Raw genomic sequence first — 21,726 nt, 5'->3', positions numbered from 1 at the left:
TCAGCGCAGCGCGTCCTCGCCGGCCGCGCGCATCACGTCCAGCGGCGCCGGCGCCAGTCCCGTCATCCGCTCCACCTGGAGTACGGCCTGGTGCACGAGCAGATCGAGGCCGGAGACGATCTCTCCGCCGGCCCGCGACCAGGCCGAGGCCAGCGGCGTCGGCCAGGGTTCGTAGAGCACGTCGAAGAGCGTGCCGGGCCGGTCGGGAACGCTCGCGGCGAGGGCGTCGGTGGTGCCCGCCGGGGTGGTGGCGATCACCAGCGGGGCGTCGAAGGCCGCGGTGGCCGCCGACCAGCCGGCGGTACGGACGTCCACGCCGAGCCGTTCGCCCCAGCCCCGCATCTCGGCGGCGCGGGCGTCGCTGCGTACATACGCGGTGACCGGGCCCGTACAGATACGGGAGAGCGCCGCGAGCGCGGACGAGGCGGTCGCGCCCGCGCCCAGGACGGCGGCGGACTCGACCTTCTCGACGCCCCGCTCGCGCAGCGCCGCGACCATGCCGGGGATATCGGTGTTGTCCCCGGTGCGCCGGCCGTCAGCGCCGAGGACGACCGTGTTGACGGCCTCCACCGACGCGGCGGTGTCGGAGACCTCGTCGAGCAGCGGGAAGACGGCACGCTTGAGCGGCATGGTCAGCGAGAGACCGGCCCAGGAGGCGTCGAGCCCGGCGAAGAAACCGGGGAGCCCGGCCTCGTCCACGTAGAAACGGTCGTACGACCAGTGGGCGAGGCCGAGTTCGCGGTAGGCGGCTCGGTGCAGCACGGGTGAGAGTGAGTGTGCGATGGGCGACCCCAGGACGGCCGCGCGGCGCCCCTCAGCCGTTGCTCTTCCGGTCATTGAACTTGTCCCTGAGTGGTTCGAACTCGGCATAGGTCTTGGCGAACTCGGTCTTGTGCTGACCGTCGGTCGCCACGAAGTAGAGCCAGCCGTCGTCCGTCGGGTTCAGGGCCGCGGCCAGCGCCTCGTTGCCCGGGTTGCCGATGGGCCCGGGGGTGAGGCCCTTCTGGGTGTAGGTGTTGTACGGGTCCTGATTCTTGTTGATCTCGGACTCGCTGATGTCGATCTTGCTCTGGCCCTTGAGGTAGTTGAACGCGGAGTCGAACTGAAGCAGCTGGTTCGTCTCCGTGTTGCTGGGCTTGAGCCGGTTGTAGACGACTTCGGCCATCTTACGGAAATCGTCGTGGGTCTTGCCCTCGGCCTGGACGAGGCTGGCGACGGTGAGGAGCTGCCAGGGACCTTCGAGGTCGTGCTTCTTGGCGTTCTCCTCAAGATCCAGCTTGTTGTATTCCGCGTTCGCCCGGGAGACCATCTTCTTCAGGACGGCTTCGGGTTTCGTGCCCTTGGCGACCGGGTAGCTCGCGGGATAGAGGAAGCCCTCCAGCGGATCCTTTATCGGGGAGCCGCTCTTGGCCCACTTCGGCAGGCCGAGGTTGGCCGCTTCCTTCTTCGCGATGCCCTGCGTGGTGCCCGCGGTGAGGCCGAGCTGTTTGTCGATCTTGGCGTAGACCGCGACGTTGCGGGTGCCCTCGGGGATGATCAGGGCGTTGCGGCTGTTGGGGCTCAGCATGGTCTTCACGGCGTTCGCCGCGGACATCTCCTTGCTGAGGGTGTAGACGCCCGCCTGGATCGTGTTGCCCTTCGGGTTTCCCTTCTGGGCGGAGACGAAGGCGCGCTGGCTCTTGACGATCCCGTTCTTCACCAGGATGGCGCCGATCTCGTAGCCGCCCGCGCCCTGCGGGATCTCGACCTGGACGGAGCCGGAGCCGGACCCCGCGAAGTCCGGCGGCGGGCCGAACTTGCTCTGCCAGAACTGGAAACCGACGTAGGAGACGCCGCCCACGCCGCCGACCAGCACCACGGCCACCACGAGGCAGGCGATGCCGTTGCGGCCCTTTTTCTTCTTCGACTTGCTCCGGCCACCGCCTCGCCCCTCGGCCTCGGCGTCCGGCTCGTCGCCGTCGGAGCCGCCGCCGGTGAAGAAGGGATGGTTCTCCTTCTCCTCCTCGTCCTGCTTCGGCTCCGCCGCCTCGTTCTCCGGCTGCGGTTCGGGCTCGGCCCGGCGCTGGCCCGGGGGCTGGGGCGGGGGGTAGGCGTCCGGAGTGGCGTAGTGGTCGTGGCTCTCGCCGTAGCCGCCCTGCTGGCCCTCGTAGGGGCCGGAGGAGTTGCCTCCGTACGGCATCTCGGCCTGCTGGCCCGAGTCCCAACCACCGTTGTACTGGGGGTCGTTGTACTGCGGGTCCGGGTACTGGGGGTCCTGGTACGGCGGGTTCTGGTACCCGCCCTGCTGCTGCTGGTGCTGCTGCGGCTGGGAGTGCTGCTGCGGCTGCTGGGCCTGCCCCTGGTCGCCGTACTGGCCGTTGCCGTACTGGGGGTCGCCGTACTGCTGTGCCCCGTACTGCTGCTGGCCGTACTGCTGCTGATCGTACTGCTGGGGCTCGTACTGCTGCTGCCCACCCTGCTGCTGATGCTGCTGGTGGTACTGCTGCTGGTACGGATCGGGCTCGCCCGTGTACGTCTGCTGCTGAGCCTGCTGCGGGTACTGCTGATGCTGCTGCGGCCCGCCGTAGGGAGCGTGGGCGTCAGTGGCCTGCTGTGCCGCCCACCCCTGGTCCCCGTACAAAGGGTCCTCGGGGTGCCACGGTTCGGAGCCGGGGCCCCGGCCATAGTCAGTCATCGATCCCCTTGAGCCGCGAGGCGAACGGCCACTCAGCCCCGTGGCACGGCGTCCGTTTCGTCTCTTTTCTGTGCGGCAGCTGTTCGAACACTGCCGCATCGCGCGGAACGTTACCGTACCGCGATCAGATGACCACTTCGACGCTCTCGCCGGGAGGATTACCTGATACCCGTTCGGCCTCCAACGCGCTCTGGAGGATGACAATCGCCGCCACTTGGTCGATAACGGACCGGCCTTTCTTGGACTTAACGCCCGAAGCGCGCAGTCCCTGACTGGCCGTCACCGTACTCATCCGCTCATCGACCAGTCGTACCGGCAGCGGGGCGATGCCCCGCGCGACCTCCTGGGCGAACCCGCGTACCTTCGCCGCCGCCGGTCCCTCGCCCCCGTTGAGGGAGCGCGGCAGACCGATCAGCACTTCGACCGGTTCGTACTCCGCCACGATCTGGCGCAGCCGCCGGTGGGCGGCCGGGACGTCACGTCCCGGCACGGTCTCCACCGGCGTGGCGAGGATCCCGTCGGGGTCGCACGAGGCGACCCCGATCCGGGCGTCCCCGACATCGATCGCGAGCCGGCGTCCGCGTCTCATCCGGCGTCAGGCCGTCTCGGCGACGAGGCGCTCGACGGCGGCCACGGCGTCTCCGATCGCCTCGGGGTTCTGACCGCCGCCCTGGGCGACGTCGGGCTTGCCGCCACCGCCGCCGCCGAGCGTCTTGGCGGCGGTACGGACCAGGTCACCGGCCTTGAGGCCGCGGCCACGGGCGGCCTCGTTGGTGGCGATGACCGTCAGCGGGCGTCCGTTGGCCGTGGTGAACAGGGCCACGACCGCCGGCCGGTCGCCGCTGATGCGGCCGCGCACGTCGAGGACCAGCTTGCGCAGGTCGTCGGCCGAGGTGCCGTCCGGCACCTGCCCGGTGACCAGGGCGGTGCCCCGGACGTCCTTGGCGCTCTCGACCAGTCCGGCGGCGGCGGCGAGCACCTTCTCCGCGCGGAACTTCTCGATCTCCTTCTCGGCGTCCTTCAGCTTGCCGAGCATGCCGGCGATCTTCTCGGGCAGCTCCTCGGAGCGGCCCTTGACCAGCTCCTGGAGCTGGGCGACGACGGTGTGCTCCTTGGCCAGGAAGTTGTACGCGTCCACGCCGACGAGGGCCTCGATGCGCCGCACGCCCGAGCCGATGGACGACTCGCCGAGCAGCTTCACCAGGCCGAGCTGGGCGGTGTTGTGGACGTGCGTACCGCCGCACAGCTCCTTGGAGAAGTCCCCGATGGTCACGACGCGGACGCGCTCGCCGTACTTCTCGCCGAACTCGGCGATGGCGCCCTGCTTCTTGGCCTCGTCGATCGACATGACCTCGGCCTGGACGTCCAGCTCCCTGGCGAGCACCTCGTTGATCTTCTGCTCGACGTCGAGCAGGACCGTGCCGGGTACGGCGGCGGGCGAGCCGAAGTCGAAGCGGAAGCGGCCCGGCGAGTTCTCCGACCCGGCCTGGGCGGCCGTCGGGCCGAGGGCGTCGCGCAGCGCCTGGTGGGTGAGGTGGGTGGCGCTGTGGGCGCGGGCGATGGCCCGGCGGCGGGTCAGATCGATGGCGGCGTACGCGGAAGCGCCCACGGTCACCTCGCCGACCTGCACGAATCCCTTGTGCACGGAGACGCCGGGGACCGGCTGCTGGACGTCGCGGACCTGGATGACGGCGCCGCTGTCGAGCCTGATCCGGCCCTGGTCGGCGAGCTGGCCGCCGCCCTCGGCGTAGAACGGGGTGCGGTCGAGCACGACCTCGACCTCGTCGCCCTCGGTGGCGGCGGGCGAGGACACGCCGTCGACGAGCAGGCCGACGACGGTCGACTCGCCCTCGGTGGCGGTGTACCCGGTGAACTCGGTGGAGCCGCTGGTGTCGGCGACGGCGCGGTAGGCGGAGAGGTCGGCGTGGCCGGACTTCTTGGCCTTGGCGTCGGCCTTGGCGCGCTCGCGCTGCTCCTTCATCAGGCGGCGGAACCCGTCCTCGTCCACGGACAGGCCCTGTTCGGCGGCCATCTCCAGGGTGAGGTCGATCGGGAAGCCCCAGGTGTCGTGGAGCAGGAACGCCCTGTCGCCGGAGAGGACCCGGCCGCCGGCGGCCTTGGTCTCGGTGACGGCGGTGTCGAGGATGTTGGTGCCGCCCTTGAGGGCCTTGAGGAAGGCGGCCTCCTCGGCGAGGGCCACCGTCTCGATGCGCTTGCGGTCGCTCCTCAGCTCCGGGTACTGCTCGCCCATGGTTCCGATGACCACGTCGATCAGCTCGGCGACGACCGGCTCGGTGGCGCCCAGCAGCCGCATGTTGCGGATGGCGCGGCGCATGATGCGGCGCAGTACGTAGCCGCGCCCCTCGTTGCCGGGGGTGACGCCGTCGCCGATGAGCATCACCGACGTACGCATGTGGTCGGTGACCACGCGCAGGGAGACGTCCGAGGCCGGGGCGGCGCCGTAGCGTACGCCGGTCAGTTCGGTGGCCTTGTCGATGACGGCCATCGAGGTGTCGATCTCGTACAGGTTCCGCACGCCCTGGAGGATCATGGCGAGGCGTTCGAGTCCGAGACCGGTGTCGATGTTCTTCGACGGCAGGTCGCCGAGGATCGGGAAGTTCTCCTTGTCCTCGCCGGCGCCGCGCTCGTACTGCATGAAGACCAGGTTCCAGATCTCCACGTAGCGCTCGTCGTTGACGGCGGGGCCGCCCTCGACGCCGAACTCGGGACCCCGGTCGTAGTTGATCTCGGAGCAGGGACCGCAGGGTCCGGGGACACCCATGGACCAGAAGTTGTCCTTCTTGCCGAGGCGCTGGATGCGCTCGGCGGGCACGCCGATCTTCTCGCGCCAGATCCGCTCGGCCTCGTCGTCGTCCAGATAGACGGTGATCCAGAGCTTCTCCGGCTCCAGGCCGTAACCGCCGTCCGCCACGGAGCTGGTGAGCAGCTCCCAGGCGTAGGCGATGGCGCCTTCCTTGAAGTAGTCGCCGAAGGAGAAGTTGCCGCACATCTGGAAGAACGTGCCGTGCCGGGTGGTCTTGCCGACCTCTTCGATGTCGGGCGTGCGGACGCACTTCTGCACGCTGGTGGCGCGCGGGGCGGGCGGCTTGACCTCGCCGAGGAAGTACGGCTTGAAGGGCACCATGCCCGCCGGGACCAGCAGCAGAGTCGGGTCGTCCGCGATGAGCGACGCCGAAGGGACAACGGTGTGACCGCGCTCCTCGAAGAAGCTCAGCCAGCGGCGACGAATTTCAGCCGACTCCATCAGTGGTCCTCATTCCGGTTGTGCGGGTTGTAGGGGTGCGTGGTTCGGGGGTGCTCGATGGCGACGAGGCGCCGGGGCGCGGGCAGCGCCGGGTCTGCCGCCGCTTCCAGGCCGAGCGCCTCGCCCAGTTCGGCTTCCCGCCGGACCATGCCCGACCTGACGTCGACGGCGAACTCCCGGACCTTGTGACCGGCGTCGATCGCCTTGTTGGCGGCCTGCGCGGCAAGGCTCTCCGGGGTCAGCTGCTTGAGCTTGCGGTTGACCTTGGCGGTGGCCCAGACTCCGGCGGCCGCGCCCGCGGTGAACCAGAACGTACGGCGGAACATCGCTGCGTCAGCCCTTCTTCTTCCTGCGCCGGACGGCCGGCAGGGTGCGCCCGACGACCACCGGTCCCGCACCGGCGGCCGGTGCGCCTCTGCGGCCCATGGCCTGCCGTACGCCGTATCCGAAGGCCGCGACCTTCACCAGCGGTCCGCCGAAGGTCGAGGCGACCGTGGTGGAGAGCGCCGAGGCGTTGGAGGTGACTTCCTGGACGTCCGTCGCGATGGCGTCGACCCGGTCGAGCTGGGTCTGCGCCGCGCGGACGGTCGCCGAGGCGTCGGCCAGCAGCGGCACCGCCTGTTCGGTGACGTCCGCCACCAGTCTGGTGGTCGCCCTGAGCGTCTGGGCCAGTCTCACCAGCACCACGGCCAGGAAGGAGACCAGGATGGCCCAGAACACGGCCACCAGGATCCCGGCAACCTCTCCACCGGTCACGCCGCACCGCTCCCTGATCATCGACGGTCATCTGGAAGACGACTGGAAAGTCGTCCTCCGACCCTATCGCGCCGGTGGTCACGTCCCGTACCGGATTACCGGCGGGCGGCCGGGGTTCCGGCGGAAAGCGGCCGGAGTGATTGTACGGAGTGCGGCCGGTTGAGTACTCTGCGTGTCCCATGCGACGCCCCTTTCGCTCCCGCAGGTCTCCCGACGCGCCTCCCCCGGTTCCCGGCGGCCTTCCCGCCGAGCCGAACCGCTTCGTGGGGCGCGACGACGAGCTGTCCGAACTGACGCGGCTGCTCGGGGAATCCCGGCTGGTCACGGTGGTGGGGGTCGGCGGAGTGGGCAAGACCCGGCTGGCGCTGCACGCCGCCGACCAGGTGCAGAAACGCTACTTCGACGGGGCCTGGCTCGCCGAGCTGGCCGCCCTGCGCGACCCCGAGCTGCTGGACCACGCGCTGGCCGAGGCGCTGGGGCTGACGGACCACAGCAGCAGGCCGCCGCGCCGGGTGCTCACCGAGCATCTCGCCACCCGGCGGGCGCTGTTGGTGCTCGACGGGTTCGAGCAGCTCATCGACGCGTGCGGCGACCTGGTCGCCGAGCTGCTGCGCAGAGCCCCCGGGCTGCGGATCCTCGCGGTGGGCCGGCGCCCGCTGCGGGTGGCGGGCGAGGTGACCTTCACGCTCGCCCCGATGGCGCGGCGGGACGCGGTCACCCTCTTCACCGACCGGGCCGCGGCGGGCGACCCCGGCTTCCGCGCGGAGGGCGAGCGGCTGACCGCCGTGCGGGAGCTGTGCGACCGGCTCGACCGGATCCCGCTGGCGCTGGAGCTGGCGGCGGGGCGGCTGCACGCCCTCTCGGTCGAGCAGGCGCTCGACCGGCTCGGCGACCGCTTCCGGGTGCTCACCGAGGGCCGGCGGGACGCCCCCGTACGCCACCGGACGCTGCGGACCGCGATCGGCTGGAGCCATGAGCTGTGCACACCGGAGGAACGGCTGCTGTGGGCACGGCTGTCGGTCTTCGCCGGTCCGTTCGACCTGGAGGCGGCGGAGTACGTGTGCGGCGGGCCCGAGCTGCCGGCCGACCGTGTGCTCGACGTGCTGGCCGAGCTGATCTCCCAGTGCCTGGTGATCCGCGAGGAGACACCGGCCGGCACGCGCTACCGGATGCTGGAGACGGTACGGGCGTACGGCGCCGAGTGGCTGGACGCGCTGGCGGAGACCGACCGGCTGCGCAGGCTGCACCGGGACTGGTACCTGGGCCTGGCGGCCTGGTACGAGCTGGACTGGTTCGGCCCGCGCCAGGCCGAGGTGGCGGCCGGCGCGGACAGCGCGCTGCCCAATCTGCGGGCCGCGCTGGAGCTGTGTCTGGAGACCCCCGAGGACGCGCATCTGGGCCACCATCTGGCCGGGACGCTGTGGTTCTACTGGGTGGGCTGCGGCCGGCTGACCGAGGGTCGGCTGTGGCTGGGCCGGGCCCTGGCGCTGGACTCCCCGTGCGACGAGTCGCGGCTCAAGGCCCTGTGGGTGCTCGGTTATGTGGCGGTCCTCCAGGGCGACAACGCGGCGGCGGCGGGCGCCCTGCACGAGTGCCGGGAGGAGGCCGCCCGTACCGGGAACGGCCCGGCGCGCGCCTACGCCGTGCACCGGCTGGGGTGTCTGGCGCTGCTCTCGGACGAGATGCCCAGGGCGCAGCGGCTGCTGCGCTCGGCGCTCGACGCGTACCGGGAGCTGGGCGAGCTGAACAGCAATGTGCTGATGGGCCAGGTCGAACTGGCCCTGTCGCTGGTCTTCCAGGGCGATCTGGACGCGGCCGTCGTCCTGTGCGCCGAGGTCCGCGAGATCTGCGAGGACAGCGGCGAGCGCTGGACCAGGGCGTACGCGCTGTACGTGCTGGCGTACGCGGCGTGGACGCGGGAGGAGCACGCGCGGGCGCGGACGCTGATCACGGAGTCCGTCGCCATTCACCATGGATTCAAGGATCTGGTCGGCCTGGTGCTCTCCGTCGAGCTGCTGGCGCTGGTGACGGCGAGCGAGGGCGATCCCGCCGAGGCGGCGGTGCTCCAGGGGGCCGCGACCCGGCTGTGGGCGTCGGTCGGCCCACCACTGTTCGGTTCCGAGTACTTCAGCGCGCCGCGCGTGCGCTGCGAGCGGTACGCGACGGAGCTGCTGGGCGCGGAGGAGTACCGGGCGTACGAGGAGGAGGGGCGCGGGCTGTCGGCGGACGCGACCGCGCACCGGGCACTCGCGCACCGGCGGCCGGTCCCGGCGGCGCCCCGGAAGCCGGCGGCCGGCGGGTGGGGCCAGTCCCGGGGAACGCGAAAACCCGCCGACTCCCCCACCACGCGGGGCGGGGAATCGGCGGGCTGACTCGCTGGGGAGCCCGCGCGCCCGGGTTGGCGGGCGCGGAGGGTCAGCGGGCGTAGTACTCGACGACGAGCTGCTCGTCGCAGATGACCGGGATTTCCTTGCGGTTCGGGTCACGGTCGAGACGGAACGCGAGGGCCTTCAGGTTGACCTGGAGGTAGCGCGGGGTCTCGCCGTCCGTGTCGTAGCCACCCTCGCGGGCGACCTGGAACGGAACCTTGTCGCGGCTGCGCTCGCGGACCATCACGACGTCGTCGGGACGGACACGGAACGACGGCTTGTCGACCTTGCCACCGTTGACCTCGATGTGGCCGTGGACGACCATCTGGCGGGCCTGGTAGATGGTGCGGGCGATGCCCGACCGCAGGACCAGGGCGTCCAGGCGGCGCTCCAGCTCGACGACGAGCGCCTCGCCGGTCTTGCCGCCGGCCTTCTTGGCGCGGTCGTAGGCGCGGGCCATCTGGCGCTCGCTGATGTCGTACTGCGCGCGCAGGCGCTGCTTCTCCAGCAGACGGACCTTGTAGTCACTGTTCTGCTTGCGTCCGCGGCCGTGCTCGCCCGGCGGGTACGGGCGGGCCTCGAAGTACTTGACAGCCTTCGGCGTCAGCGCGATACCGAGCGCGCGTGACTTCTTGACCTTGGGACGCGACTGGTTAGGCACGTTCTCCAGACCTCCGTTGTAGGTTAGGTTAGGCTCACCTTACTTAAGGAGATCGCATGTCTCGCCCTGGGAACACCACGCGCATCACAGACAGCAGCCTCGACGCCCCCGCGGAGGAGGGCGACGATTCGACGGAGGTCCGATCAGCTCATGGTCAGCCGCGTCCCAGCGGGCTTGAAATCGATCGGATGCCGTCAGCAGCCGAGCGCACACGAACTCTCGTACAGAGTACATGCTCGGCCGTACTGATCATTCCGGGCCTGGACGGGGCCCTCCCCTACCAGCTGATGCCGGACCACCGGTCGGTCGGGCCCGACGGCGAGGTGTTCCTCGTCTTCCCGGCCGACTCCCCGGCGGTACGGGCCGCGACCCACGCGCAGGACGACGAGCTGAACGCGGTGCTGGAGATCACGGACGTCGCGCCCGTCTCCGTACCCCACCGTATCCGGGGCCGGGCCTGGCTCTCCGGCTGGCTCACCCGCGAACCCGACCAGGCCGAACCCGGCCGGATGGTGCTGCGGCTGGAGGTCGGCGAGGCCTGCGTGGACGACCTCTGGGGCGCGGAGCAGGTCGAGCCCGAGGACTTCGCGACGGCCGCGGCCGACCCGCTGGTGGAGCACGAGGCGGAGCTGCTCCAGCATCTGCACTCCGCCCACGGCGCGGAGGTGCGGTCGCTGCGCGAACTGCTGGGCGAACGCGGCGAGCTGACGACGGCCGGGAGCGCCGCCGTGCCGGTCGCGATCGACCGCTTCGGCCTGCGGGTCCGCTTCACCGGCGTCCAGTGCTTCGACGCCCGCTTCGACTTCCCCGAGCCGGTGCGCGACGTGAACGAGCTGCGCTACGCCATGCACACGCTCTTCGACGCGGCGGCGCGATAGCCGGCCGCGGCGCCGGAGAAGCTCCTTTCCCTATGGCCGTCCCGGTCAGCCGGCGCCCGATCCGCGCAGCCGCTCGCGCACCTTGTCGACCACATCCGCGTAGCGCGCTTCCGCGCCGTACCGCGTGGGCTCGTAATAACGCCTGCCGCGCACCGAGTCCGGCGCGTACTGCTGGGCGGCGATCCCGCCCGGTACATCGTGCGGATAGACATAGCCCTGCGCGTGCCCCAGCTTGGCCGCGCCCTTGTAGTGGCCGTCGCGCAGGTGGGCCGGGATCTGCCCGGTCAGCCCCTTGCGCACGTCCTCCAGCGCCGCGCCGATCGCGGTCGTCGCCGCGTTCGACTTGGGGGCGAGGGCCAGCGCGATGGTGGCGTGGCTCAGCGTGAGGGCGGCCTCGGGAAAGCCGATCATGGCCACGGCCTGGGCGGCGGCGACGGCGAGCGGCAGGGCCGCGGGGTCGGCCAGACCGATGTCCTCGCTCGCCGAGATCATCAGCCGTCTCGCGATGAACCGGGGGTCCTCCCCCGCGTCGATCATCCGGGCCAGGTAGTGCAGCGCCGCGTCCACGTCGGATCCGCGGATCGACTTGATGAGGGCGCTCGCCACGTCGTAGTGCTGATCGCCGTCGCGGTCGTATCGCACCGCGGCGCGGTCGACGGTCTCCTCGACGGTGTCGAGGGAGATCTCCTGCTCGCCCTTGTCGATCGCGGCGCCGGCCGCGGCCTCCAGCGCGGTCAGCGCGCGCCGGGCGTCACCGCCCGCGATCCGCAGCAGATGCGCCTCGGGGTCGTCGGGCAGCGAGAGCGCGCCGCCGAGCCCGCGCTCCTCGGTGAGCGCCCGCCGCAGCAAGGAGCGCACGTCGTCGTCGGTGAGCGGCTCCAGCGTCAGCAGCAGGGAGCGGGACAGCAGCGGTGAGATGATCGAGAAGTACGGATTCTCGGTGGTGGCGGCGATGAGCGTCACCCAGCGGTTCTCCACGGCGGGCAGCAGGGAGTCCTGCTGCGCCTTGCTGAAGCGGTGGATCTCGTCCAGGAAGAGGACGGTCTCCTTGCCGTAGCCGCCGGAGGCGCGGCGCGCTCCGTCGATGACGGTCCGTACTTCCTTGACGCCCGCGGTGATCGCGGACAGCTCGACGAAGCGCTTGTCCGTCGCCTTGGAGACGACATGGGCCAGGGTGGTCTTGCCGGTGCCCGGCGGACCCCAGAGGATCACGGACGAGGGTCCGGCCGGACCGCCGCCGCCCTCGCCCACCAGCCGGCGCAGCGGGGACCCCGGCTTCAGCAGATGCCGCTGGCCGACGACCTCGTCCAGGACGCGGGGGCGCATCCGTACGGCCAGCGGGCTGCTGGACGGGTCCTTCTCCTGGCGGTCTTCCGCCGCTGCGGTAAAGAGGTCGGGCTCCACGCGTGAAGCCTATGCCAGTCCACTGACAGTGCCCGTACGGGCGACCGGTCGGGGCCCCTTCGCCGGTCCGGTGCGGCTCAGCCCGTCCAGAAGTCCCACCAGCGGGTGAGGATCAGCATCCCGATGATCCCGATGTGCAGCGCCGGCAGGAGCCAGGTGAACTCGTCGAGGAACCGGCGCAGCCAGGACGGCGCGGGCAGGACCCCGTTGCGGACGTTGTGGGACGTGACGTACCAGAACATGACGATCGTGCCGACCCAGGCCAGGCAGCACCACAGGCACAGCGAGTTGATGGTGTAGAGCGACTGGTACTGGAGCCAGGTGCAGAACCCGACGCCGAAGAGCGTCCCCGCGTTCAGCCCGAGCCAGAACCAGCCCCGGTAGCGCGCCCCGGCCAGCAGCCCGATCCCGATGAAGACCACCACGGAATAGGTGACGAGCCCCAGCATCGGATTCGGGAAACCGAAGACCGACGCCTGCTCGCTCTTCATGACGTTCCCGCAGGAGACCACCGGGTTCAGACTGCACCCCGGCGTGAAGCTCGGGTCCTCCAGCAGCTTGAACTTGTCGATGGTGATCACCCAGGCGGCCAGCAGTCCGGCCGCGCCCGTGATGATCAGCAGGAGGGCGAACGCCCTGCCGCCGCCGACCGTACCCGCGACGTCTTCGTTCCTCCGGCCGGAGGAGACGTCGTCAACCGCTGCACTCGTCATATCGCCGTTCCGTCACTGAGGTCCTGTGGGGCCCTGCGGGGCACTGTGAAGCAGGCTCATTGTGCCGTACGGGCCCCCGGCCGCACCGTTCGCTCGGCATAAGGAGAGCGGGGCCGGGACGGTGTACGTCCCGGCCCCGCCCCGCCGCTTACGGTCGGCCGAGCCGCTGGGTCAGCTCCGTGACCAGGGCGTCCAGCGCGACCGGGACCTGTTCGCCGGTCTCCATGTCCTTGAGCTGGGCCACGCCCTCGGCGAGGTCGCGCTCGCCCGCGACGACGGTGTACCGGGCGCCCGACCTGTTGGCGTTCTTCATCGAGCCCTTCAGCCCCTTCCCGCCGTAGCAGAAGTCGGCGGCGACACCGGCCCTGCGCAACTCGGTGACCAGGCCGAACAGCGTCCTCCTGGCCTCCTCGCCCAGCGCCACCGCGTAGACACTGGTGGCGTTCGGCACGTCGAGCGCGATGCCCTCGGCCTCCAGCGCCAGCACCGTACGGTCCACCCCGAGCGCCCAGCCGACCGACGGCAGCGCCGGGCCGCCGATCATCTCGGAGAGCCCGTCGTAACGGCCGCCGCCGCCCACCGCCGACTGCGCGCCCAGCCCGTCGTGGACGAACTCGAAGGTCGTGCGCGTGTAGTAGTCGAGGCCGCGCACGAGCTTCTCGTCGTCCTCGTACGCCACCCCGGCGGCGGCCAGCAGCTCCCTGACCTCCTCGTGGTACGCCTTGCAGGCGTCGCACAGATAGTCGCGGAGCATCGGCGCCCCGACGAGCTGAGCCTGTACGTCGGCGCGCTTGTCGTCGAGGACCCGCAGCGGGTTGATCTCGATGCGGCGACGGGTCTCCTCGTCCAGGTCGAGTCCGCGCAGAAAGCCCTGGAGCGCCTCCCGGTAGACCGGCCTGCACTCCTTGTCGCCCAGCGAGTTGAGCAGGATGCGGAACTGCCGCAGCCCCAGCGAGCGGTACGCCTGGTCGGCCAGGATGATCAGTTCGGCGTCGAGCGCCGGGTCCTCGGTGCCGATGGCTTCGGCGCCGACCTGCGAGAAGTGGCGGTAGCGGCCCTTCTGCGGGCGCTCGTAGCGGTAGTACGAGCCGGAGTACCAGAGCTTGACCGGCAGGTTCCCGGCCTTGTGCAGGTTGGCCTCCAGCGCGGCGCGCAGCACGGAGGCGGTGCCCTCGGGGCGCAGCGCGAGCTTGTCGCCGCCCTTGGTCTCGAAGGCGTACATCTCCTTGGAGACGATGTCGGTGGACTCACCGACGCCGCGTGCGAACAGCTCGACGTTCTCGAAGCCGGGCGTCTCGATGTACCCGTAGCCGGAGTCGCGCAGCGGCGCGGAGATCGCCTCCCGTACCGCGAGGAAGGTCGCGGAGACGGGCGGGATCAGGTCGTAGGTGCCCTTGGGGGCCTGGAAGGTGCTCATGGAGATCGGTGTGTCACATTCCTCGTCGCGGAGCGGCGGTCGGGCCGCTTCCGTAGCCTGCGGCCACCTCGCGCAGATACGGGTTGGTGGCGCGCTCCCGGCCGATGGTGGTCTGGGGGCCGTGGCCGGACAGCACCACGGTCGAGTCGTCGAGCGGCAGGCACACCCGGCCCAGCGAGTCGAGGATCTCGGCGTGGTCGCCGCCGGGCAGGTCGGTGCGTCCGATGGAGCCGGCGAACAGCAGGTCCCCCGAGAACAGCACCGGCGGTACGTCGACGCCGCCTCCGGTGGTCTCGGGCATCCCGAAGGTCACCGACCCCTTCGTATGGCCGGGCGCGTGCGCGACGGTGAACCGGAGGCCCGCCAGGGCCAGTGCGGCGCCGTCGGTCAGCTCGTGGACGTCGTCCGGCTCCCCCACGGTCAGCTCGCCCATGAGCGGCATCCCGATCGAGCGGCCGAGGGCCTTCTCCGGGTCGCTCATCATGTAGCGGTCGGCGGGGTGGATCCAGGCCGGTACGTCATGGGCGCCGCAGACCGGTACGACCGAGGCGACATGGTCGATGTGGCCATGGGTGAGGATGACGGCGACGGGCTTGAGGCGGTGCTTCCTGACCGCGTCCTCGACTCCCTGCGCGGCCTGGTGGCCGGGGTCGATGATCACGCACTCCTCGCCCGCGGCGGGGGCGACCAGATAGCAATTGGTCCCCCAGGCCCCGGCGGGGAACCCGGCAATGAGCACGATCGTCCTTATATGTCGTAGAGCGGGGTGGGTCGCGGTGGCGGGGAAAGCGGCCGATCGAAGGGTACCGGCGCTGCTCATTCCACAGCCAATCCATATACCGTACGGGGCCAGGTGCCTGGCCTGGTCGGGCGGCACGTGATCACACGACATTCGAGGAGAAGACCCGGTGGTCAACAGCGATCAGCGGCGGCGGCAGCTCGCCCGGGAGAAGTTCGAGCGGCAGCAGCGGCGCCGGACCGAGGCACGGAAGCAGGCGAAGGTCCGCAACACCGTCATCGCGGCCGCACTGGCCGTGGTGGTGGTCGGCGGCGCGGGGGCGTACGCGGCGGTGAAGAGCTCCGACGGCGACAGCAAGAGCAACGCTGCGGCGGAGAAGACGGCCTCGCCGTCCCCCTCGGAGACCGAGAGCGCCGAGCCCGAGCCGAAGATGACGATCGACAAGTCGGCGAAGTACACGTTCGACTTCAAGACGGACCAGGGGACCATCAAGATCGCGATGGACGCCAAGAAGACACCGCACACGGTGAACTCCTTCAAGGCGCTGGCCGACAAGGGCTACTTCGACAAGACGAAGTGCCACCGGCTGACCACCGAGGGCATCTTCGTGCTCCAGTGCGGTGACCCGAAGGGCGACGGGACCGGTGGGCCCGGCTACACGATCGAGGACGAGAATCTGACGGCCCTGGGCAAGGCGGGCGCCGACGGCACCGTCACGTACCCCGCGGGCACGGTGGCGATGGCCAATACCGGCCAGCCGCACACCGGCGGCAGCCAGTTCTTCCTGGTCTACAAGGACACCAAACTCGCCCCCGGCTACACCCCGTTCGGGACGCTGGACGATGCCGGTCTCAAGGCCGTGAAGGCCGTGGCGAAGGCCGGAGTGGAGGGCGGCGGCGGCGACGGAGCGCCCAAGAAGGCCGTCACCGTGGAGAAGGGCACGGTCGACAAGGCGTGACCCTGTGAATTTCGGCCGCGCTGAGTGCGGACAGCCGGGCGGCCGGTCGCCTAGATTGGCGTTGTGCAGGGCGGGCGCGGCCCGCCCCGGGAAACTGTGGACGATGTCCGGGGGCCATTCCCCTCGTGGGCATCAGGTGGAGGAGGCGCTGTGAGCAGCGAGCCGTGGGGCCGTGTCGATGAGACGGGCACCGTGTACGTGCGGACGGCCGAGGGCGAGCAGGTCGTCGGGTCGTGGCAGGCGGGCTCTCCGGAGGAGGCTCTGGCCTATTTCGAGCGCAAGTACGAGGGCCTGGTTGTCGAGATCGGCCTCCTGGAGCGGCGGGTGAAGACCACCGACCTGTCCGCGAAGGACGCGACGGTGGCCATCGAGCACCTGCGCGGCCAGGTCGACGAGCACCACGCCGTGGGCGATCTGGCGGCGCTGGGGGTACGGCTCGACGCGCTCGTCGCGACGGTCGACTCGCGCCGCGAGGAGCGCAAGGCGCAGCGGGCGAAGCAGACCGACGAGGCGCGGGTCGCCAAGGAGGCGCTGGTCGTCGAGGCCGAGGAGCTGGCGGCGAGCGACCAGTGGCGGTCGGCCGGCGAGCGGCTGCGGGCGCTGGTGGACATCTGGAAGGGCCTGCCGCGGCTGGACCGGAAGTCCGACGACGAGCTGTGGCACCGCTTCTCGCACGCCCGCTCGGCGTTCTCCAAGCGTCGCAAGGCCCACTTCGCCGCACTCGACGCGCAGCGCGAGGAGGCCCGCAAGGCCAAGGAGAAGCTGGTCGCGGAGGCCGAGTCGCTGTCGGGCTCCACCGACTGGGGCGGTACGGCCGCCCGCTACCGCGAGCTGATGACGGACTGGAAGGCGGCGGGCCGCGCCCAGCGCGAGGCCGAGGACGAGCTGTGGAACCGCTTCCGGGGTGCCCAGGACGTCTTCTTCGCGGCGCGCGGCGAGGTCTTCGCCGAGCGTGACGCCGAGCAGTCGGAGAATCTGAAGCTCAAGGAGGAGCTGGCGGTCGAGGCCGAGCGGCTGGTGCCGGTCACGGACCTCAAGGCGGCCAGGGCGGCCTTCCGGGCCCTCAACGAGCGCTGGGAGGCCATCGGTCATGTGCCGCGGGACGCCCGGCCGAAGATCGAGGGCAGGATGCACGCGGTCGAGCGGGCTCTCCAGGAGTCCGAGGAGACCGAGTGGCGCCGTACCAACCCCGAGGCCCGGGCGCGGGCTGCGGGTCTCACCGGCCAGCTCCAGGCGGCCGTCGACAAGCTGCGCACCCAGATCGACGCGGCGCGCGCGGCGGGCAACAACTCCAGGGCCGACAAGCTGGGCCGTGAGCTGGAGGGCCGCCAGGCGCTGCTGGACCAGGCGCTGAAGGGCCTTCAGGAGTTCGGCGGTTAGCCACTGACGGGCACGCGCACGAAAAGGGGCTCCCCGTACCTTCGCGGTACGGGGAGCCCCTTTCGCTGTTCCGCGTCCGTCCTAGGGCCGGCGCGCCGAGGTGACCCGGTAGACGTCGTAGACGCCCTCCACGCCCCGTACCGCCTTCAGTACGTGCCCGAGGTGTTTCGGGTCTCCCATCTCGAAGGTGAAGCGCGAGGTGGCGACCCGGTCGCGGGAGGTCTGTACGGCGGCCGACAGGATGTTGACGTGCTGGTCGGACAGGACGCGGGTGACGTCCGAGAGCAGCCGGGAGCGGTCGAGGGCCTCGACCTGGATGGCGACCAGGAAGACCGAGGACTGGGTGGGCGCCCACTCGACTTCCTTGATCCGCTCGGGCTGCTGGGAGAGCGAGTCCACGTTGACGCAGTCGGCGCGGTGCACCGAGATGCCGCTGCCTCGGGTGACGAAGCCGATGATCGGGTCGCCCGGGACCGGTGTGCAGCAGCGGGCGAGCTTCACCCAGACGTCGTCGACGCCCTTGACGACCACACCGGGGTCGGCGCTGGAGCGGCGTTTGGAACGGCCGTGCGAGGGCGGGGAGTTCTCGGCGATGTCCTCGTTGGCCGCGTCCTCGCCGCCGAGCGCCTGGACCAGTTTCTGTACGACGCCCTGGGCGGCGACATGGCCCTCGCCGATGGCCGCGTACAGCGACGAGATGTCGGGGTAGCGCATCTCGTGGGCGAGGGTGACCAGCGAGTCCCCGGTGAGGATGCGCTGGATCGGCAGGTTCTGCTTGCGCATGGCCCGCGCGATGGCGTCCTTGCCCTGCTCGATCGCCTCGTCCCGGCGTTCCTTGGAGAACCACGCACGGATCTTGTTCCTGGCCCGGGGCGACTTGACGAAGCCCAGCCAGTCGCGGGAGGGGCCGGCGCTGGACGCCTTGGAGGTGAAGACCTCCACCAGGTCGCCGTTGTCGAGCGTCGATTCGAGCGGTACGAGCCGCCCGTTGACCCGGGCTCCTATGGTCCGGTGGCCGACCTCCGTGTGCACGGCGTAGGCGAAGTCGACGGGGGTGGCGCCGGCCGGGAGCGCTATGACGTCGCCCTTGGGCGTGAAGACGAAGACCTCGTTGCGCGAGAGGTCGAAGCGCAGGGACTCCAGGAACTCGCTGGGGTCCTCGGTCTCCTTCTGCCAGTCCAGCAGCTGGCGCAGCCACGCCATGTCGTTGACGGTGTCCTGGTTGGCTCCCCGGCCGGCGCTCCTGGGGACGTCCGTGCGGACCTTGGAGGCGCCCGCGACGGCCTCCTGCTTGTACTTCCAGTGCGCGGCGATGCCGTACTCGGCGCGGCGGTGCATGTCGAAGGTGCGGATCTGGAGTTCGACCGGCTTGCCGTTGGGTCCGATGACCGTCGTGTGCAGCGACTGGTACATGTTGAACTTGGGCATGGCGATGTAGTCCTTGAACCGCCCGGGCACCGGATTCCACCGCGCGTGGACGGTGCCGAGCGCCGCGTAGCAGTCGCGGACCGTGTCGACCAGGACCCTGATGCCCACCAGGTCGTAGATCTCCGCGAAGTCCCGGCCGCGGACGATCATCTTCTGGTAGACGCTGTAGTAGTGCTTCGGCCGGCCGGTGACGGTGGCCTTGATCCGGGCCGCGCGCAGGTCCGACTGGACCTCGTCGGTCACTATGGCCAGGTACTCGTCGCGCTTGGGGGCCCGCTCGGCGACCAGCCGGACGATCTCGTCGTACATCTTGGGGTAGAGAATCGCGAAGGCGAGGTCCTCCAGCTCCCACTTGATGGTGTTCATGCCCAGCCGGTGGGCCAGGGGCGCGTAGATCTCCAGCGTCTCGCGGGCCTTCTTCTCCTGCTTCTCCCGCTTGAGATAGCGCATGGTTCGCATGTTGTGCAGCCGGTCGGCGAGCTTGATGACCAGGACGCGCGGGTCCTTGGCCATGGCGACGACCATCTTGCGTACGGTCTCGGCCTGCGCGGCCTCGCCGAACTTGACCTTGTCGAGCTTGGTGACGCCGTCCACCAGCAGCGCGACCTGGTCGCCGAAGTCGCGGCGCAGGGTGTCGAGGCCGTACTCGGTGTCCTCGACGGTGTCGTGCAGCAGCCCGGCCATCAGGGTGGCCGGGTCCATGCCCAGCTCGGCGAGGATCGTCGTCACCGCGAGGGGGTGGGTGATGTACGGGTCGCCGCTCTTGCGTTTCTGGCCCCGGTGCCAGCGCTCCGCGACCTGGTAGGCGTTCTCGATCTGGCGGAGCGTGGAGGTCTCGATCTTGGGATCGTTGATCCGTACGGTCCGCAGCAGCGGCTCCAGGACCGGGTTGTACGGCGACGAGCGCTGTACGCCCAGTCGGGCGAGCCTGGCCCTGACCCGGTTGGAGGAGCCGCCGGAGCGCGAGGGCGCGGCGGAGCCCGGCTTGGGGGCGGTGACGGGGGCGGCGCGGTGCTCGGGGGCGGCCGGGGCCGGGGCGGGGCTCGCGGAGGATGCCTGCTCGGAGCGCGCGGGGTCCGCGGCCGGCTGCGCCGCCTCGTCAGGGGCGGCGGCGTCCTGGTCACGGGGCGCGGCTGATGCCGTCGCGGCCTGGTCGGCGGGGCGATCGGGCGATGCGGCGGCCAGTGGCTGGACCTCTTCTGGCAAGGGCGCTCCTCGTGCGGATCCAGGTCCCCCGGTCAGGCCCGGAGGTTCCATGGTATCGACCTCAGCGGTCCCTCTCGTCCCGGGGACTCGGGCCGCCTGCGATCGGGTGCGCGGTGGAGAGTGGATCAGGTGGTTAGAACGCGGGACGGGCACCCGGTTGTTCCCGGGTGCCCGTCCGCAGGGTCGAGAGACCGCTCAGAGCGTGATCAGGGCCTCCAGTGGAGCCCCGTCGAGCGCGGCCTCCAGACGGGCACGGCCGCCCAGGAAACCCAGCTCCATGAGGACCGCGACGCCCACGACCTCGGCGCCGGCGCGCCGGACCAGTTCGAGGGACGCCTCGGCCGTACCGCCGGTGGCGAGGACGTCGTCGATGACGAAGACGCGGTCACCGCTGTCCAGGTCCTCGGCGTGGACCTCGATCTCGGCGGAGCCGTACTCCAGGTCGTACGACTGCGCGAGCGTCGCGCCGGGCAGCTTGCCCGCCTTGCGTACGGGGATGAAGCCGACGCCCGTCCGGACGGCCACGGGGGCGGCGAGGATGAATCCGCGCGCCTCCAGGCCGACGATCTTCGTCGCGCCCGACCGTACGCACAGTTCCGCCAGGGCGTCCGTCAGGGCCGTGAACGCCTTGGGGTCGGCGAGCAGCGGGGTGATGTCCTTGAACACCACACCGGGCTCGGGATAGTCCGCGACGTCCCGGATCCGGCTGAGCAGCAGCTCCCGGGTGCTGGTGTCGGTCATCGACGCCTCCCCGAGCCGGAGGGACGGCCGCCAGCGCGGCCACCGCGGCCCCGCTGGCCGGCCCCGGCGCCCGCGGGCGCGGTGGCGCCGTCGCCCTGCGCGTCCTCGAAGCCGTCGTCCCCGTCGCCGTCCTCGTCGCCCGAGCCGTCCGCGGGCTCACCCTTGGCGGCAGCGGCGGCCCGCTTGGCGAGCACCCGCTTCTTCAGCGCCTTGATCTGCGGGTCGCGCTCCTTCAGGTCGGCGACGAGCGGAGTGGCGATGAAGATCGACGAGTACGCGCCGGCGGCGAGGCCGACGAAGAGCGAGAGCGAGATGTCGTTGAGCATGCCGGCCCCGAGGAAGCCGCCGCCGATGAAGAGCAGCCCGCCGACCGGGAGCAGCGCGACCACGGTGGTGTTGATGGAACGCACCAGCGTGCTGTTGATCGAGCGGTTGGCGATCTCGCTGTAGGTCCAGCGGGACTGCTTGGTGATCTTGTCGGACCCCTCCTTGAGACTGTCGAAGACGACGACGGTGTCGTAGAGGGAGTAACCGAGGATGGTCAGCAGACCGATCACCGTGCCGGGTGTGACCTCGAAGCCCACCAGCGCGTACACACCCACGGTGATGGTGAGGTCGTGGATCAGGGCGATCAGCGCCGCGATCGCCATGCGCCACTCGAAGGCGATCGCCAGATAGATCACCACGAGGATCATGAAGATCCCCAGCCCGGTCCACGCCTTGTTGGCGATGGTCGCGCCCCAGCTGGGGCCGACCAGGTCGGCGTTGATGTCCGCCTCGTCGACCTTGAGGTCCTTGGCGAGCTGCGTCTTCACCTTGTCGGACTGCTGCGTGTCCAGCTCGGTGACCTGGATGCGCATGCCGCCGTTGCCGAGTGCCTGGACGATGGCCTCGTGTCCCGAGGCCTTCTCCGTGTCCTCCTGGGCCTGGGCGACGGAGACGCTCGTGCTCGGGATGGTGAAGACGGCACCGCCCTTGAACTCGATGCCCATGTTGAGCCCGCGCACGCCCAGGCCCGCGATGGCCGCGATGGTGATCAGGATGGAGAGCGCGTACCAGAACTTGCGCTTCCCGATGAAGTCGTAACCGACTTCACCGCGGTAGAGCCGGGCGCCGAGATCGCCGAGTCGCGACATC

The 21,726-nt window shown here is 70.5% G+C and carries 18 protein-coding genes; 4 read left to right on the top strand and 14 right to left on the bottom strand.

Annotation, left to right across the window (positions count from 1 at the left end):
• The 6 genes from OG627_RS29715 to OG627_RS29690 all read right to left on the bottom strand — a co-directional run bounded on the left by OG627_RS29715 (position 1) and on the right by OG627_RS29690 (position 6,695).
• Positions 1-837: a shikimate dehydrogenase gene (locus OG627_RS29715; RefSeq protein ID WP_329070300.1), complete on the bottom strand. Its 837-nt coding sequence runs from the start codon at positions 835-837 to the stop codon at positions 1-3.
• A complete protein-coding gene (gene mltG, locus OG627_RS29710; protein WP_329070299.1) occupies positions 815-2,674 on the bottom strand; it encodes an endolytic transglycosylase MltG in 1,860 nt (619 codons plus the stop codon). The genes OG627_RS29715 and mltG overlap by 23 nt, the downstream gene beginning before the upstream one ends.
• 124 nt (positions 2,675-2,798) lie before the next feature.
• Positions 2,799-3,263 (bottom strand): Holliday junction resolvase RuvX, encoded by a 465-nt coding sequence (ruvX, locus tag OG627_RS29705; RefSeq protein WP_329070297.1) that lies wholly within the window; start codon positions 3,261-3,263, stop codon positions 2,799-2,801.
• Between the two features lie 6 nt (positions 3,264-3,269).
• Entirely contained in the window at positions 3,270-5,939 is a 2,670-nt protein-coding gene (alaS, locus tag OG627_RS29700; protein WP_329070295.1) for an alanine--tRNA ligase, read from the bottom strand.
• Entirely contained in the window at positions 5,939-6,265 is a 327-nt protein-coding gene (locus tag OG627_RS29695) for a DUF6167 family protein (protein ID WP_329070293.1), read from the bottom strand. The genes alaS and OG627_RS29695 overlap by 1 nt, the downstream gene beginning before the upstream one ends.
• 7 nt (positions 6,266-6,272) lie before the next feature.
• Entirely contained in the window at positions 6,273-6,695 is a 423-nt protein-coding gene (locus OG627_RS29690; protein ID WP_329070291.1) for a DUF948 domain-containing protein, read from the bottom strand.
• Between the two features lie 179 nt (positions 6,696-6,874).
• On the opposite strand from OG627_RS29690, the gene OG627_RS29685 reads away from it, so the two are divergent.
• Complete coding sequence (locus tag OG627_RS29685) at positions 6,875-9,067, top strand: ATP-binding protein (RefSeq protein WP_329070289.1); 2,193 nt, start codon at positions 6,875-6,877, stop codon at positions 9,065-9,067.
• Between the two features lie 43 nt (positions 9,068-9,110).
• On the opposite strand, the gene rpsD is transcribed toward OG627_RS29685, so the two are convergent.
• Positions 9,111-9,725, bottom strand: a complete 615-nt coding sequence (rpsD, locus tag OG627_RS29680) for a 30S ribosomal protein S4 (RefSeq protein WP_114622954.1) — start codon at positions 9,723-9,725, stop codon at positions 9,111-9,113.
• Positions 9,726-9,913: 188 nt separating this feature from the next.
• Here rpsD and OG627_RS29675 point away from each other — a divergent pair, with 188 nt between their 5' ends.
• The gene (locus tag OG627_RS29675; RefSeq protein WP_329070286.1) at positions 9,914-10,603 is read left to right on the top strand and encodes a DUF2470 domain-containing protein; all 690 of its coding nucleotides are present in this window, start codon (positions 9,914-9,916) and stop codon (positions 10,601-10,603) included.
• 45 nt (positions 10,604-10,648) lie between these two features.
• On the opposite strand, the gene OG627_RS29670 is transcribed toward OG627_RS29675, so the two are convergent.
• From OG627_RS29670 to OG627_RS29655, 4 genes are all read right to left on the bottom strand, one after another.
• The gene (locus tag OG627_RS29670) at positions 10,649-12,007 is read right to left on the bottom strand and encodes a replication-associated recombination protein A (protein WP_329070285.1); all 1,359 of its coding nucleotides are present in this window, start codon (positions 12,005-12,007) and stop codon (positions 10,649-10,651) included.
• A 77-nt stretch (positions 12,008-12,084) separates the two neighbouring features.
• Positions 12,085-12,720 carry a vitamin K epoxide reductase family protein gene (locus OG627_RS29665; protein WP_329070283.1) on the bottom strand — a complete coding sequence of 212 codons (636 nt, stop codon included), beginning with the start codon at positions 12,718-12,720 and terminating at the stop codon, positions 12,085-12,087.
• Between the two features lie 148 nt (positions 12,721-12,868).
• Positions 12,869-14,137 (bottom strand): histidine--tRNA ligase, encoded by a 1,269-nt coding sequence (hisS, locus tag OG627_RS29660; RefSeq protein ID WP_329070281.1) that lies wholly within the window; start codon positions 14,135-14,137, stop codon positions 12,869-12,871.
• A gap of 13 nt (positions 14,138-14,150) precedes the next feature.
• Positions 14,151-14,876, bottom strand: a complete 726-nt coding sequence (locus OG627_RS29655) for an MBL fold metallo-hydrolase (RefSeq protein ID WP_329070279.1) — start codon at positions 14,874-14,876, stop codon at positions 14,151-14,153.
• Between the two features lie 169 nt (positions 14,877-15,045).
• Between OG627_RS29655 and OG627_RS29650 the strand changes: the two genes are divergently transcribed.
• Both OG627_RS29650 and OG627_RS29645 read left to right on the top strand, forming a co-directional pair.
• Positions 15,046-15,834, top strand: a complete 789-nt coding sequence (locus OG627_RS29650) for a peptidylprolyl isomerase (protein WP_329070277.1) — start codon at positions 15,046-15,048, stop codon at positions 15,832-15,834.
• Positions 15,835-15,984: 150 nt separating this feature from the next.
• Positions 15,985-17,214: a DUF349 domain-containing protein gene (locus tag OG627_RS29645; RefSeq protein ID WP_329070275.1), complete on the top strand. Its 1,230-nt coding sequence runs from the start codon at positions 15,985-15,987 to the stop codon at positions 17,212-17,214.
• Between the two features lie 81 nt (positions 17,215-17,295).
• Here OG627_RS29645 and OG627_RS29640 read toward each other — a convergent pair whose 3' ends face one another.
• The 3 genes from OG627_RS29640 to secF form a co-directional block, all read right to left on the bottom strand.
• Positions 17,296-19,848: a RelA/SpoT family protein gene (locus OG627_RS29640; RefSeq protein ID WP_329070273.1), complete on the bottom strand. Its 2,553-nt coding sequence runs from the start codon at positions 19,846-19,848 to the stop codon at positions 17,296-17,298.
• Between the two features lie 195 nt (positions 19,849-20,043).
• Positions 20,044-20,589: an adenine phosphoribosyltransferase gene (locus OG627_RS29635; protein ID WP_329070271.1), complete on the bottom strand. Its 546-nt coding sequence runs from the start codon at positions 20,587-20,589 to the stop codon at positions 20,044-20,046.
• Positions 20,586-21,725: a protein translocase subunit SecF gene (gene secF / locus OG627_RS29630; RefSeq protein WP_329070269.1), complete on the bottom strand. Its 1,140-nt coding sequence runs from the start codon at positions 21,723-21,725 to the stop codon at positions 20,586-20,588. Before secF ends, OG627_RS29635 begins: the two co-directional genes overlap by 4 nt.
• Between the last annotated feature and the right edge of the window lies 1 nt (position 21,726).

The organism is Streptomyces sp. NBC_01429 (assembly GCF_036231945.1).
Taxonomy (GTDB): Bacteria; Actinomycetota; Actinomycetes; order Streptomycetales; family Streptomycetaceae; genus Streptomyces.
The sequence above is the reverse complement of the archived record's forward strand: the minus strand, read 5'-3'. Positions and strand labels throughout refer to the sequence as shown.

What these genes read in the sequence shown, in the direction of transcription:
- OG627_RS29715 (WP_329070300.1), bottom strand. Translation starts at nt 837, where the DNA reads ATGACCGGAAGAGCAACGGCTGAGGGGCGCCGCGCGGCCGTCCTGGGG.
- mltG (WP_329070299.1), bottom strand. Translation starts at nt 2,674, where the DNA reads ATGACTGACTATGGCCGGGGCCCCGGCTCCGAACCGTGGCACCCCGAG.
- ruvX (WP_329070297.1), bottom strand. Translation starts at nt 3,263, where the DNA reads ATGAGACGCGGACGCCGGCTCGCGATCGATGTCGGGGACGCCCGGATC.
- alaS (WP_329070295.1), bottom strand. Translation starts at nt 5,939, where the DNA reads ATGGAGTCGGCTGAAATTCGTCGCCGCTGGCTGAGCTTCTTCGAGGAG.
- OG627_RS29695 (WP_329070293.1), bottom strand. Translation starts at nt 6,265, where the DNA reads ATGTTCCGCCGTACGTTCTGGTTCACCGCGGGCGCGGCCGCCGGAGTC.
- OG627_RS29685 (WP_329070289.1), top strand. Translation starts at nt 6,875, where the DNA reads ATGCGACGCCCCTTTCGCTCCCGCAGGTCTCCCGACGCGCCTCCCCCG.
- OG627_RS29675 (WP_329070286.1), top strand. Translation starts at nt 9,914, where the DNA reads ATGCCGTCAGCAGCCGAGCGCACACGAACTCTCGTACAGAGTACATGC.
- OG627_RS29665 (WP_329070283.1), bottom strand. Translation starts at nt 12,720, where the DNA reads ATGACGAGTGCAGCGGTTGACGACGTCTCCTCCGGCCGGAGGAACGAA.
- hisS (WP_329070281.1), bottom strand. Translation starts at nt 14,137, where the DNA reads ATGAGCACCTTCCAGGCCCCCAAGGGCACCTACGACCTGATCCCGCCC.
- OG627_RS29635 (WP_329070271.1), bottom strand. Translation starts at nt 20,589, where the DNA reads ATGACCGACACCAGCACCCGGGAGCTGCTGCTCAGCCGGATCCGGGAC.
- secF (WP_329070269.1), bottom strand. Translation starts at nt 21,725, where the DNA reads ATGTCGCGACTCGGCGATCTCGGCGCCCGGCTCTACCGCGGTGAAGTC.